General features: G+C 43.0%; 12 protein-coding genes. 4 read left to right on the top strand and 8 right to left on the bottom strand.

Annotated elements, in window-relative coordinates:
• Positions 1 to 11: 11 nt before the first annotated feature.
• From MKY11_RS18990 to MKY11_RS19000, 3 genes are all read right to left on the bottom strand, one after another.
• Entirely contained in the window at positions 12 to 1283 is a 1272-nt protein-coding gene (locus tag MKY11_RS18990) for an MFS transporter (protein WP_138279178.1), read from the bottom strand.
• 220 nt (positions 1284 to 1503) lie between these two features.
• Positions 1504 to 2601: a saccharopine dehydrogenase NADP-binding domain-containing protein gene (locus MKY11_RS18995; protein WP_342501694.1), complete on the bottom strand. Its 1098-nt coding sequence runs from the start codon at positions 2599 to 2601 to the stop codon at positions 1504 to 1506.
• Positions 2598 to 3305 carry a class I SAM-dependent methyltransferase gene (locus MKY11_RS19000; RefSeq protein WP_341018001.1) on the bottom strand — a complete coding sequence of 236 codons (708 nt, stop codon included), beginning with the start codon at positions 3303 to 3305 and terminating at the stop codon, positions 2598 to 2600. The genes MKY11_RS18995 and MKY11_RS19000 overlap by 4 nt, the downstream gene beginning before the upstream one ends.
• A gap of 125 nt (positions 3306 to 3430) precedes the next feature.
• Here MKY11_RS19000 and MKY11_RS19005 point away from each other — a divergent pair, with 125 nt between their 5' ends.
• Positions 3431 to 4438 carry a LuxR C-terminal-related transcriptional regulator gene (locus MKY11_RS19005; protein WP_039164974.1) on the top strand — a complete coding sequence of 336 codons (1008 nt, stop codon included), beginning with the start codon at positions 3431 to 3433 and terminating at the stop codon, positions 4436 to 4438.
• Positions 4439 to 4473: 35 nt separating this feature from the next.
• Here MKY11_RS19005 and yidA read toward each other — a convergent pair whose 3' ends face one another.
• A complete protein-coding gene (yidA, locus tag MKY11_RS19010) occupies positions 4474 to 5286 on the bottom strand; it encodes a sugar-phosphatase (protein WP_008345739.1) in 813 nt (270 codons plus the stop codon).
• A 311-nt stretch (positions 5287 to 5597) separates the two neighbouring features.
• Here yidA and MKY11_RS19015 point away from each other — a divergent pair, with 311 nt between their 5' ends.
• Together MKY11_RS19015 and MKY11_RS19020 are read left to right on the top strand one after the other, a co-directional pair.
• Positions 5598 to 5957: a MerR family transcriptional regulator gene (locus tag MKY11_RS19015; protein WP_007498034.1), complete on the top strand. Its 360-nt coding sequence runs from the start codon at positions 5598 to 5600 to the stop codon at positions 5955 to 5957.
• A 144-nt stretch (positions 5958 to 6101) separates the two neighbouring features.
• Positions 6102 to 7085, top strand: a complete 984-nt coding sequence (locus MKY11_RS19020) for a Gfo/Idh/MocA family oxidoreductase (protein ID WP_216943000.1) — start codon at positions 6102 to 6104, stop codon at positions 7083 to 7085.
• A 41-nt stretch (positions 7086 to 7126) separates the two neighbouring features.
• Here the strand turns inward: MKY11_RS19020 and MKY11_RS19025 are convergent, their stop codons facing one another.
• Positions 7127 to 8641, bottom strand: a complete 1515-nt coding sequence (locus MKY11_RS19025) for a PAS domain-containing protein (RefSeq protein ID WP_135009510.1) — start codon at positions 8639 to 8641, stop codon at positions 7127 to 7129.
• A 318-nt stretch (positions 8642 to 8959) separates the two neighbouring features.
• Here MKY11_RS19025 and MKY11_RS19030 point away from each other — a divergent pair, with 318 nt between their 5' ends.
• Positions 8960 to 10297 (top strand): amino acid permease, encoded by a 1338-nt coding sequence (locus MKY11_RS19030; RefSeq protein ID WP_024719206.1) that lies wholly within the window; start codon positions 8960 to 8962, stop codon positions 10295 to 10297.
• A gap of 219 nt (positions 10298 to 10516) precedes the next feature.
• Here the strand turns inward: MKY11_RS19030 and MKY11_RS19035 are convergent, their stop codons facing one another.
• The 3 genes from MKY11_RS19035 to gntK form a co-directional block, all read right to left on the bottom strand.
• A complete protein-coding gene (locus tag MKY11_RS19035; protein WP_342501695.1) occupies positions 10517 to 11620 on the bottom strand; it encodes a DNA alkylation repair protein in 1104 nt (367 codons plus the stop codon).
• Between the two features lie 105 nt (positions 11621 to 11725).
• Entirely contained in the window at positions 11726 to 13054 is a 1329-nt protein-coding gene (locus MKY11_RS19040) for a GntP family permease (RefSeq protein ID WP_008347326.1), read from the bottom strand.
• Positions 13055 to 13078: 24 nt separating this feature from the next.
• Positions 13079 to 14623 carry a gluconokinase gene (gntK, locus tag MKY11_RS19045; protein ID WP_024720429.1) on the bottom strand — a complete coding sequence of 515 codons (1545 nt, stop codon included), beginning with the start codon at positions 14621 to 14623 and terminating at the stop codon, positions 13079 to 13081.
• Positions 14624 to 14672: the final 49 nt, after the last annotated feature.

Below are 14672 nucleotides of genomic sequence, written 5' to 3' on the forward strand. Positions count from 1 at the left end.
ACGGAGCTGCATTATGTTTTACTTTTAAAAGACCAAACGATGACAGGGATGAGAATTAACGATAAAATTCCTCCGCTTAAAGATAATGTAGCATAACTCGTATTCGCCATGACCATTCCTGAAAGGGCACCGCCAGAAGCACCTGCTAACGCAACAAAAACATCGAGTGTTCCTTGGGTTTTTGCCCGGTTTGATGGTTCTGTAGAATCCACTATTTGAGCAGTACCACTAATTAAACCAAAGTTCCATCCCAATCCAAGTAAAGACAGAGCAATGATTAATAGAACCATTGAATCACTTGGTGCGAATGCTGCTAATAAACCAGCAAGTAACAAAGTGATGCCCGACGCTATGCTCATAGCTGTTCGTCCTAGTTTATCTACAAGTACACCCGTGATAGGTGAAGGAAGATACATGGCTCCTATATGAAAACCAATCACAATGCCCACTTCGGCTAATCCATGACCATGATGCTGCATATGCACCGGTGTCATGGTCATGAGTGCCACCATGACAATTTGAGTTAAGATCATCACTGTGGCACCTACTGTAAGCCCTTTTTTATCTGTTTTTTTATCAGCAACATCTGATTTATTTCCATGCCCATGTTCTGCTTTGTAAGTTGCTATTCTTCGGGCAATGTCTAATGGATCAGGACGCAGCAGAATAAAAAGGACAAGACCAGCTACAATAAATGCTACTGCTGATAAAATAAAAGGACCGGCAAGTGCTGGAACACCAATGGACACTGCAAATTTACCCATCACTTCAACTAAATTCGGACCTGCTACTGCTCCAAATGTTGTCATGACCATTGTTGTACTAATTGCAGTTGCACGCTGTTTAGAATTTGCTAAGTCCGTCCCAGCATAACGCGCTTGTAAGTTCGTGGATGTTCCTGCTCCGTAAATGAAGAGCGATGCAAATAATAAAATGACACTATTCATCATAGCTGCCAGCACAACGCCAATTGCTCCGAGCCCTCCAACAACAAAACCTGTCGATAAACCGATGCGACGTCCATAACGTTGCGAAAGCTTTCCTACAATGAAAGCTGACCCAGCTGACCCCAAAGTAAATAAAGCGATTGGGACTCCTGCATAGGCTTCAGTTCCAAGCATTTGTTGTGCTAAAATGGCACCTACCGTAATTCCTGCAGCTATTCCAGCCCCTCCAAATATTTGCGATAGACTGACAACGAACAATACTCGTTTATATAAATTTTTCAATTTTTGGGGTGAATCTATATAATTCTTCACTACATCTTTTTCTGTATCTAACACTTGTAAACACCCACTTGAGATTTATTTGCCCAATGTAACCATTATATCAGTTCCGACTACAATCCTTGATTTAAATCTCTTCCGCCTCTCGGCCATTTACATGGAGAGCAAGCGGTTGTTTTCGGATCATAGACACCTTGTTTTGAAATGGATCATGAATAAAGCGCCCACATGACTGACCTGTACTTTTGAGCTGATGCGTATCTTTTGTCGTTTTCTTTTATGCCGTTAAAAGGCTGGCTCTCAATGCTAGTGCGTGCTTTTCCTTCGTTTTTTGATCCACCAACGCAAAATCACCATTCTCATACGCTAATGAAAATAATTCTTCGATATGAAAAACACCTGCCTGAAACTGCTTGCTCAATACATGCAGTGCCACAGCACTGGCGACTTGAGCCGTTGCTTGAGACTCATCGCGACCTTTTATTCCAAGCGCTGCTCGATGAATTTCGTTACCCTTCATTCCTACCGCTTCCACTTTCACTGCATATTGATCTGTACCCATTTGAGCAGATTGAATCAGTGAAATGGCACGTTCCTTGATTTTCGGCATCGTGAGAAGGGACGTCATTCCGAGTTTCCTTGTGAGAGCAAATGCACGTGTCGCTACACCAGAATCAAAACAGAGCCTTGTTGTCACAGAAGGCACATGGAGCGTCGAAGGCAATGTTTGCTGGTCAGAGAAAGGGAATTGATAGGCTTGCCGCTTTCCAAACGTTTTGCCAAAATCAATGCGTTTCCCTCCAGTAAAACTTTTGACTTTCTTTCGCTGATGATTCTTCGTCAGCTCATAATCCGTATGCACATGATCAAGCGTCCATTCAATAGCTGCTTTTCCATGCTGGTCACCTAGCCCAAGCATGATACTAATATCAATTTGCTCCACAGAGGTCAGAATAGATGCCGCCTTCGCTGCAAGCAAATTGGTGAGACCAGGTGCAAGGCCTACACTCAGCACAGCCGTTGCGTTCAATTGCTGTTGATGGACCTTTGCTAGCTTCTCAATATAGGCTCCTTTTGCCGAAATATCGAGATAATCAATACCTGATCGTAAGCATGTTTCAGCAAATGACGTGTCATCTTGATCCAGACACATGATCACGAGTTTCGTTTCATCCATCCAGTCCGTATCCATTGGTTGTCTTACGTCTATCTGAAATGGACGTACACGCCCATTCGTTTGGCGTGCAAATTGTTCAGCCTTCTCATAACTTCGGCCAGCCGCAAAGACTTGCCCAGGATACACGTCACTTAATTGAAGACATATTTGCTGCCCCACATGTCCATAACCGCCTATCACCATCACTTTTGACCTCATTTTCCAACCGCCTTTCTATCGCCTCTTTTACAAACAATCCCTTTGATCATGCCCGCTTGAAAATAAGGTCTGATGTCTTGAAATCCTGCTTCGGTTAATTGTGCTGTCATCTTTTCTTCAGACACGGGATATGTTGTGACACCCAGCCTTTCTCGGAAGGACGTAAACACTTCCTTTCCCAAACCTTGACGCTTCATGAATAGAGAAAGCATATGAAGCTCCAGCTGAAATGTCGGCGTTTCCGGGTCTCCTTGAATAAATGCCAACACGAGAGGAGCACCTGGTTGAAGCCGGCGGGCGATCTCCTGTAAAAAGGTCAGCTGATCTTTTACAAAATGAATGACAAGCAAACTTACTGCTGCATCGTACGACTTTTCAACCGGCACTTTGTCTAAGGCCATCTCATACCATGTGACACGATCTTGCATATGAAGCTGTGCCACTCTGCGCTTGGCCATATCAAGCATGGTTGGAGATGGATCAACCCCTGTGATATGCCAGTCTTTATTTCTTTGAAGCATGTTGATGATCTCTTCGCCCCCACCTGCTCCGACTGTTAACATGCGAGAAGCCGCTCCCATTAATTCGATTTCTACTCTATCCACTGTCAGCTCATGCAAAAGATGATAGCCCGGTACTTTATGTGCAATTGTCGCTGCATAGGATTCAGCAACAGGATCATGCCAATGTTGATTTACACTCATATGTCTTCTCCTCCAGTTTCCTCTTTGCTTCGTTTCCTTTACACTAACGGTATGTTATCTTCATTGTAAGAAGATAGATGAGAAAAAACGATCCCTAAAAGTGGGGATATTGAGGAGGAGATCAAATGAACAATCCAGCCGCTCATTTTCAGCAGCTGAGAAAAAGCATTCGAGATGAACTTGCTGCTATCTGTGATTTTGATGCTGCCTGTATCACAACCATTGATCCAGCTACTCTCCTCTCGACGGGTTCTTTTACAGATGAACCGATTGAAGCCATACATAACGAGCTGTTTCAAAATGAATATTTAAAAAAAGATGTGCACCAGCATGAAGATCTAGCGAAAGGTCCTGTCCACGCTGCCAGTCTCGTCCAAAGTGGAGAATACATCAATAGTGGTCGATACCAGCACATTTTGTTACCTAACGGATGGGCAGATGAATTGCGGGCAGCCCTTGTGATTCAAGGTGAATGCTGGGGAATCGCCAGCCTTTATCGGAAAAAGGAGAAGGAACCTTTTCATGAACAAGATATACAAGCGGTTAGTCGTCAAACACCAGCACTCGCAGCCAAACTGAGAGATGAACTTTTTAAAAGAAGAGAAACGGAAGAAGATGAAACGGCGGAACACCAAGGCTTCCTCATTCTTTCACACGATTACCATCTTCTTTATGGAAATGAAACTGGACTTCATTGGCTCCACACCTTCCAAACCTTTGAGCAAATTCATGACGGTGCCATCATGCCCCGTCCGTTTAGAGCATTAGGTGCTAAGCTTTTATATGGCGGCGGTGACCAAACAGCGGTCAGCATCACCAGAATGCCGACAGGGCGTTTTCTCTCTCTTCAAGCATTTCGTTTAGCACAGGCAGCCGGGGAGGAAGAGGCTGTCATGATTCATATTAAACGAGCTCAAACAAGTGACATTCTTCCTTATATAGCGAAAACATATCGGCTGACAGAAAGAGAAATGAACGTCCTTGACTGCTTAATAAAAGGACAATCCACAAAAGAAATTGCCAGTACGTTATTTATCTCGCCTCATACGGTGCACGATCATGTAAAGGCGATGCTCGAAAAAACAAATTTGAACAGCAGACGTATGCTTGTTTACTTTTTCTCACACATATAAAAAAGCGGCTACCTCATTGGTAGACCGCTCTTTCTTTATTTTCCGATGACTCGCTCATGCAGGACATGTGCGACTCCTGCTTCGTTATTGGATTTTGTCACAACATCCGCAACTGCTTTGACATCTTCAATGGCATTTCCCATCGCAACGCCACAGCCCGCAAATTCTAGCATCGACACGTCGTTCCCATTGTCACCAATCGCCATCACTTCTTCACGAGAAATCCCAAGTTCATGCGCTAGAAGCTTCACGGCATTCCCTTTGCTCACATCAGGATGGAGAATTTCTAGGAAGAAATCTGTGCTTTTTACCATCATGTACTGATCCTTCACTTCAGATGGAATGGCTTGTATCGTCTTTTCCAAACGTTCCGGCTGATCAATATACATCATCTTCGGAAGTCTCATGGATGGGTCTGCCTCTTCGACAGGTAAATACTTAAGCGGCAATTTCGTTAAATACGATTCAAGTACCGTGTATTCACTAATATCCCGATTTGGTGTGTATAGATGAGCCGAATCGAAATAATGCATAGGTGTATCCAGCTGACGGCTCAGTTCATATAAAGAAGTCAAATCATCATAGGATAAAGTTAATTCTGATACGACTTCATTTGTATGGCTGTTTTGTACAAGCGCTCCATTATAGGCGATGACATAATCCCCCTCTTGATCAAGCTGCAGCTCTTTTAAATAGCGGTGCACCCCGCCAATCGGCCGGCCTGTACATAAAACAATTTTAACGCCTTCTGCCTTCGCCTGTTGAATGGCTTCAAACACCTCATCCGGCACCATATGCTGATCATTTAATAACGTACCATCCATATCAATTGCGACTAATTTATACATTCACTGCTCCCCTTTTCTCAGCAAAACGTGCTGTCACTATTTTGAGTGATCATCTACATGATCACATGCTATTCATCATACTATGTACCTATTTTAGCCTATCGTTTTTTTCTCACGCTGTCTACTTGTTCCTATCTGTAACAAAAAATCACTTCATCCTCATCTATTATAACCTATTCTATAGAATCCGCTGTGAATAGAAGAGACCTGTCATTTTAACAGTATGAAAAGGAACAAATGTTCATCGGAGAATATTTTGAAACTAGCAAATCTAATTGTATGATGGATAGCAAAGAAAGGAGGTGCAGGGAATGATTACATTTACGAGAGGAAAATTGTCAAAAATGTCTGGTGTACATATTGAAACCATTCGTTTTTATGAAAATGAGGGTGTGCTCCCCGAGCCTAAGAGAGCACATAACGGCTATCGTTTATATGATAAAAAATATGTACTCATGCTATCCTTTATCACTGAAGCAAGAAAGCTAGATTTCTCACTCAAAGAAATACGAGAAATTATCACGTCACTATTCGAGAAACAGTCGAAAACAGAAGCGGAACAGCTGCTCGAACAAAAAGTAGAAGATATTCAAAAATCCATTCAAGAGTTAAAAAAGAGGAAGGCGGCCATTCAACTGTTAACGAAACAAACATTAGCTAACATTAGTTAATTGTAGAGACTGCCAAAGATGTGCCGGTATTTTTTACTGGCACCCCTCTGCGCCTAGCTGTTAAGTACACGTTGTATGAAAACATCAGGTATACTAGAGACAGCTTGACGTGACATCAATCGTATGAAAGGGGTTATGAATAGAATGAGAATAGCAACCATTGGAACAGGTGTGATTGTGGAAGGTTTCCTCCAGGCAATTGAACAGCTTGAAGGTGCTTCTTGCCACGCTGTCTATTCAAGAAAGGAAGCGACGGCAAAGAAACTCGCAGATCAATTTGGGGTGCAAACGACTTATACGGATTTAACCACTATGTTAGAAGATCCCCATATAGAAGCGGTATATATCGCATCACCCAATCGTTTACATAGCGAGCATGCCACGGCTGCATTGAAACACGGAAAACATGTGATTTGCGAAAAGCCTTTTACCTCTAATGTGAAAGAACTAGAAGCCTTAATCGCTCTCGCAAAGGAAAAGCAGCTCTTCCTATTTGAAGCCATTACGACCGTTCATATGCCCAACTATCATTTAATCAAAAAACACCTTCATCAATTAGGCAGAATCAAACTCGTTCAATGCAACTACAGTCAATATTCAAGTAAATATAATCAGCTGCTCGCCGGGGAAACGCCGAATGTCTTTAACCCAGAGTTTTCTGGCGGTGCCCTCATGGATATTAACATTTACAATGTTCATTTCATTATGAATCTATTTGGTTCACCGAAAGACGTTCGTTACCAGGCCAACCGCCATCCAAACGGCATCGACACATCTGGTGTTTTAACTTTTACTTACAATGATTTCATCGCCACAAGTGTTGGCAGCAAAGATACAAGCAGTATGAATTTCGCTTTGATTCAAGGGGAAAAAGGGTTCCTGCATGTGAAAAATGGTGCGAATGGCTGTGAGGAAGTGTTGCTGCATATAGGAGACCAAGTCACTTCACTCAATGCACAAACCAATTCAAACCGCCTGTTTTATGAAGCAGAAGCATTTCAGCATATCATTGAAACAGGAAATGTCGAAAAGTGTTATGAATGGCTTGATGACAGTCTTTCTGTCATGAAGGTTCTTGAAGCCGCTAGGAAAGACGCCGGTATTGTTTTCCCAGCAGATCATGCTTAAATAAAAAAACCGCCTTCTGATGAAAAGGCGGTTTTTTGGCATTAGATACTCTTTGAATATGCCACCAGACGCTGAGACATATGATTCACTTCATCAACTGAAGCGTTCACTTGCTCTGTCAAAGCAGCCTGTGTTTGCGTAAGAGCTGTCATATTGGAGATATTTTCAAGAATTTGATCGATTTGTGTTTTCATTTCAGTTAAACTAGATTCGATATTTTCTGTCGCATTGGCACTATGAAGCGCTAGCTTACGTACTTCATCGGCAACGACTGAGAAACCGCGGCCCTGCTCGCCTGCTCTTGCTGCTTCAATTGCGGCATTCAAACCAAGCAGATTCGTTTGGTTTGCCACTTCTTTGATCAAGTCTGAAATGTTCTTCGTCTCATCTGCACTGTTTTTCGCCAGATTAGCAGCAGACGTTGACTGCTCTTGGGCGACAGCAAGCTCTTGTGCTTGGTTTGTTACAGAACTGATGCCAGATACCATCTCACTAATAGAACTTGAAAGCTGCTCTACTTGGGAAGCCATTTCATGGGCTGTTTTTTCTTTATTTTTTTCTAACGTAATATCACGAATCGTTCCTGCGACACGTAAAGGGACACCCTTCTCATCACGAATGGTTTCACCGCCCGCATGATACCAGCGGTACTCGCCATTTTTACTCTGCAATCTATAATCAATGTCAAATGGTGTACGGCCAGAATGGTCATTTAAGTGATCCGCAAAAGCTTGGAGAGCCGATTCTTTATCTTCAGGATGCAAACGATCACTCCAGCTGCTCAACACGTTCGGGAAATCCTTTTCATCTATAAAACCAAGCGTTTTTCTAAACTGCGGAGACCACCAGAATTCATTGTTTGGATTGACAGGATCGCCAGCCTCTACAACCATATCCCAAGGCGCTTCCACAAGCGCACGGTTGATCAAGTCATATCTTGTCACGAATGCTTGCAGCTCTTCTTCTTTCAATTTCTGATCATGAATATCAAAAAGAGCTCCTGCCACACGAAGAGGTACCCCATTTCGATCTCGAATCGTCGTTCCAGTTGCTTTGAACCAGCGATACTCGCCATTTTTCAACTTCAGACGATATTCGATATCATACGGTGTACGGCCAGAATGATCCAATAAATGCGTAGAGAATGCATTCAAGGTGTATTCCTGCTCATCTGGATGAATTCGAGATGCCCAGCTGTCTAAGACATTCGGAAAATCGTTTTCATTTTGAAAACCTAGCATTTTGCGGAAATCGTCTGTCCATGTGAATTCGTTTTTTGGATTCACAGGATCTCCTGCTACAACCGTCATATCCCATAGACCCACTTGAATCGCTTTTGTCACTAAATTCATACGCATATGAATATCTTCTTGCACTTCTTGCATCTTTTGCAACGCTTCATTTATTTGAGCCACTGCTTCTATTGTTTGACTAGAAGAGAATGCAGCAGTATCAATTCTGGCTGAAAAATCTCCCTTCTCAATTCGTTCAACTAATTGACTGCTTTCACTAAGAAGGGCTTCCGACGATGAATCACTTGCTTTTCTCATAAACATCTTCAATAACTCCTTTCATTCTTTCATATATTTTTGAAATATTTTACAGTTATAAACAATTCTTTATTAGGACTTTAGTAATACAAAAGATATATCGACAAAAACTGAAAATTGTTTATGTCAGAATGAAGGCAAATGTTCATTTTTTCACGAAGTTTTAGATTTTGGGGATGGGTCATGGAAAAGATTTATGGAAGAAAACGGCTCAATTGATAGAATCAACCGCCTATTTTGTCTGAAAAATCTCTTTTTTTATATTGACACTGACCGCTCGAAAAAAGAAAATGGAACATAAGCATTTTAAAAAAGGAGAACGTCATGAGCGCGAATCAGGAACAACACGAATTAAAAAAGCTTTTATCGCCGCGTCATATTCGCATGATTGCGATGGGCGGGGTCATTGGTACAGGAATCTTTAAAGGAAGTGCCGATACAATCGGCTTAGCAGGTCCTGGAGTCATCTTTTCCTATGTATTTGCTGGATTGCTTCTTCTCATTGTCATGGCGGCTTTAGCTGAAATGGCCATCGTCTACCCGGGGAATAACCTTCGCGACCTCATACAGATTGCGCTTGGTCAACGTTTTTCATTTGTTGTCGGATGGGTTTACTGTTTTATGTGGCTCACTGTATGTGTCATTGAAATCATTGCAGCGGGCAGTTTGCTTCAATATTGGTTGCCGAACGTACCATTATGGTCTTTATGTTTACTTTGCTCGCTCTTAGTCATCGGAATTAATTTAAATAATGTAAAATACTTTGGTGAAATTGAGTTTTGGTTCGCTGGAATGAAGATTTTCGTTATTATTGTGTTTATTCTTCTCGGTGCTGCATTATTATTTGGAATCATTCCGAGCGAACAAAGCACGCCTGTTCTCACCAATTACCAAAACTTTGTCCCGAACGGATGGGGTGCTGTCTTTGCCTCATTATTAGTGGTGATCTTCTCGTATGGAGGCTCTGAATTGATCGGGCTGACCATTACAGAAACAAAGGATGCAGAAAAGGTATTACCTGGTGTTGTCAAAAGTATGATGTGGCGCATCATCTTGTTTTACACACTGCCGATTTTGATTATTTGTGGACTCATTCCTTGGAATCAAATTGATCCGAATAACAGTCCTTTTGTCCAAGTCTTTTCAGCAGCTGGCATGCAAGGTGCCTCTCACTTCATTAATTTCGTCTTAATTACAGCCGTTCTATCTGCCGCCAACTCTGGTATTTACGGCACGACGAGAATGATTCATTCTCTATCTAAATCAGACGGCGGTCCAAAAAAGCTGGCACAGGTCAACAAAAGAGGTGTACCTATTTTAAGTTTATGGGTGACCGTTCTGTTTCTTTTAATCGGAACATTCTTTGCTTACTTGTACCCAGATCAAATTTTCAGCTATATGCTGGCTATCCCTGGTTTTGCGGTCTCTCTTATTTGGATTAGCATCTGTCTGGCACATTTGAAACTGCGTCCAAGATATCCGCAGGAGCCGTATTTCAAAGTTTGGTTATTTCCGTATTTCACTTTATTTGCTGGTCTTGTACTCAGTGTCAGTTTTGTTCTGTTCCTATTCAGACCAGAGAACTTACCTAGCTCGATTATCAGTATCGGTTTCTTAGCAGCCGCCATCATTGCTTCATTCTTAATGAAAAAGAAAGCTTAGAAACGCAAGCAAAAACCCGCCTCAGTGGCGGGTATCAGATTGTTGATAAAGGGCTAAAATGAACTTGATTTTAGCCCTTTGTCTTCTTTTCAGCGTGACAGAAAACCTTTGCAGTCTAGGAAGGACGAGTACTGGCGCGGAGCGAATGTGACATTCGTGAGCACCAGCACGCAGGACTGACACCGAATGCGAGGGTTTGTCTACACGCTGAAACCCGCCTCAGTGGCGGGTTTTTTCATGAGCTGCTGCTGTGACTTCGAAATCAACAGACGCTTTTGGGATGCCGTTGATGATGATGGTTAATGTATGAATGCCCTCATAGTGCTTTCTCGTTGTCATATTTTGAAACGACTGTGACCGGACAAATTCTCTATGCAGCGCCGATCCTGTATCAAATTCTGTGATTTTAAATACCTTTTGATTGCGTGTACCACGAGCTTTCACGTAATCAATGGCATACTCTACGCGCAGCTTTAATGGCTTATCTGCCTGAAGAATAAAATGAAACGTCAGCTTCTCTCCAATACGAACGGGGTCTTGCGTCACCTTCAAATCCGTTACTTGGATAGACGGATCATCTCCATAGCCAAATAAAGCCATGATATCTGGATCGCCTTTTTTCAATAACGTACGGGATGCATGTTTGACAATCCAGTTTGTATGTTCATTGGTTCCATACCAGCTTTTGACCATTTGCTTCATGAGGTCTGGCTGAATTGCAGAAATATCATTTAAATGATTCGCTACACTTTTTTGCACATACTTGGCCGAATCTGACTTCAAATTTTCTAGAATGGGCAGCGTGACAGAAGGGTCCTTTTTCAGCACAGGGACGGATAATCCCCACGGCAAACGAGGCCTGCACCCTTCACTAGCGAGACGGCGAATATGTTCATTTTGATCCTGTGACCACACAAGCATCTGCGCCAGCATTTTCTCTTGATCTTGAATGAGAAAAGGTCGAACGGCAAATTCAGCAGTGGAAAACGGTGTAAAGAATTCAAGTGCTTTGATCGAGATATCCCAATGGTCAACACCATATGTCTCGACATAGTCTGGAAATACGAGCGCACTGAGCCCTGTAAAATGCGGTGCTGTCTGACGCAGTACATCGATTGCCTTCTCATAATCTTCAGGCAGACAGGCGTGCATCGATTCAGTCACTCTTCTCATTCGTCCTTTTAACTCCAGCTGCTCCCAATCCTCTTGAAACACGAGCTGCTGAAAGTGATCAGCATCAAATACAGTTGACGCTTGCGCCAGTTTTTCTGCTAAATGTTGAATAAATGGTTCATTATATACATGTTTTAATGGTTCGATCATGTCCGCCTCCCATAGCTCAATATCATTATTTTATCCTAAATTGTCAAAAGCGGCATAACAACAAGCTAAAACAGCTCAATTCCGAAGAATTGAGCTGTTGTCCCGTTATATAAACATATTAATAATCATAATAAATGCAATGGCGCTAACGGAAATGATGGTCTCCATAGCCGTCCAAGTCAAGAACGTCTCTTTAATGGTCATACCAAAATACTCTTTGATCAGCCAAAAACCAGAGTCATTGACATGAGACAAAATCAGTGAACCCGCTCCTGTTGCTAAAACAAGCAGCTCTCTGCTCACATCCGGCATGGATGCAGCGATTGGGGCTACAATTCCGGCCGCTGTCATCATGGATACTGTAGCAGATCCTGTTGCCACACGAATAACCGCAGCAATCAGCCAGCTAAGTAAAATCGGTGAAATTGGGGAGTGTTTGGCTAAATCAGCAATATAATCCCCAACGCCTGAATCGATCAGTACATTATTGAACGCTCCGCCCGCACCAATCACAAGCAGAATGGAAGCGATCGGTCCCAAACAATCGTTACTGAATGACAGCACTCGGTCACGGCTCATCCCTTGTATAAAACCAAGACTAAAGAAAGAATACACTGTTGCAATCAATAAAGCTGTTATGGGATCTCCAATGTACTTGAACATCTGATACCACATACTATCCTCTGGCAAAATAATATCCGCCAACGTGGCAAGCAACATAAGAATGACCGGCACCAAAATGGTAAACATCGTATTCGCAAAACCAGGAAGCTTCCGATCAGCATGTCGTTCCGTGAATTGCTTTCTGAGCAGCTCTGGAACTGGTTTATGTATCCGCTTTCCAATCCACTTACCGTACAGCGGTCCAGCAATAATAGCTGTTGGCAAACCGACGATGATTGAAAAGAAAATCGTTTTTCCCACGTTGGCATGATAGATGCCTACTGCTGCCATGGCAGCTGGGTGAGGCGGAACTAGCCCATGCACAACAGACAATCCTGCGATTAATGAAATCCCAATCGTCACGAGCGAAATGCCCGTTTCAATCGCAATGGTAAAGAGTAAGGGAATGAGAAGAACGAATCCGACCTGGAAAAAGACAGGTATCCCCACGATAAAGGCTACAAACATCATCGCCCAATGCACATTCTTCGTCCCAAAACGACTGATGAGTGTTTGAGCTATCCGCTCAGCGCCCCCTGACTCAGCCATCATTTTCCCAAGCATGGTCCCAAGCGCTAGTACAATCGCCAGTAACGATAACGTGTTCCCTAATCCCGTTTTAATCGATTGAATGATTTCCTGTAAATCCATTCCTGTAGCAAAGCCTACTAGCATAGAGGTAATGATCAAACTCACAAACGGATTCAACTTAGCGACTGTAATGAGAATGAGTAAAAGGACAATCGCCGCAATCACAATGAATAAAAGCATGTTCTCCCACCTTTTCCCCGATGTTTAACGATTTTGTTTTAATTGCAACGCACTAATGACATCAAATTCATCCTTCAGTTTGTCATAGAGACGCTCATATAAATAAAATAGCTCTATGTATGTTTCGTTGTTCTTCATATTTGGTTCATGGCGGGCAGAAATACGAATCCATTCCTGCACCTCTTCTATCTCTTCCATATGACCTAAACTATGAAGTGCGAGGACAGCCGCCCCAAGTGCGGAAGCCTCGTAGCTCTCTGGAACAAGCACTTCTCTGCCCATTGTATCCGCCAAAATCTGCCGCCATAGCGGGGATCTCGCAAATCCACCAGAAGCCCTGACATCCTTCGCTGGACCTGTTAAATCTCTTAGTGCCACACCGATCGAGAAAACACTCATAATGACGCCTTCTAACACGGCTCTAATAAAGTGCTCGCGCTTATGCTGAAGACCGATCCCGAAGAACGTGCCTCTTGCGTTTGGATTCCAATAAGGTGCTCGCTCACCTGTTAAAAATGGTAGAAACAGCAGTCCTTCTGAGCCAGCTGGAACCTTTTCTGCAATATCAATCATTAGATCGTAAGGGTCTACACCTAGACGCTTTGCTACCTCCACCTCGGAAGACCCAAATTCATCCTTGAGCCATCTCAGCATAATTCCGCCGTTATTGGTCGGTCCTCCGACGACCCAATGCTTGTCCGTCAATGCATAGCAAAATGTTCTTGATTGCTCATCTGTAATTGGCTGATCTACGACTGTACGTACTGCACCACTTGTCCCAATCGTGACTGCTACCTCACCTTTGCCAATCGCACCAACACCAAGATTCGCTAATACACCGTCATTTGCACCCACAACAAATGGTGTATCTTCTTCAATGCCCATTCGCAGCGCAATTTCTGGCTGAAGCCCACGCAGCTGATGCGTCGTTGGAACAAGTTCAGACAGCTGATTCACCTGAATTCCTGCAATACGTAGTGCCTCCTCGTCCCATTGAAGCGTTTCCAATCGGAACAGTCCTGTTGCTGATGCGATTGAATAATCGACCACATACTGACCGAAGAAATGATAAAGAACATACTCTTTGATGGAAATGAATTTTGCTGCCTGATTGAAGACGTCAGGTGTCATTTCCTTGATCCATCGTATTTTTGAAAGCGGTGACATTGGATGGATCGGTGTTCCGGTTCTTTTATAAATTTGAAAGCCATCTAAGTCCGTTATGATTCGTTTCGCTTGTTCTGCACTTCTGTTATCAGCCCAAATGATACTGTTTGTTAATGCTTTTCCATTCTCATCCATGACGATTAAGGAATGCATCGCCGTACTAATTCCCACACCTATGAGGTTTTTTGCATCAAATGCTGCTTTCGTCAATGCGCCTCTTACACTCGCAATCACAGCATCTAAAATATGTTCAGGGTTCTGCTCAACCCATGCTGGCTGGGGGTGAATGAGGTCATAAGGAACAGAATGCTTTGATATGACTTTCCCCTGTGGTCCAAATAGAACCGCCTTTGTACTTGTTGTTCCAATATCCAAACCAATTACCGCCTGGTTTCCCTTCATCTGTATCACGCCCAATCATTGATTTGAAATAAAGTGTCGTGGTGCCGGT

This window comes from Bacillus sp. FSL W7-1085 (assembly GCF_038595035.1).
GTDB lineage: Bacteria > Bacillota > Bacilli > Bacillales > Bacillaceae > Bacillus > Bacillus altitudinis.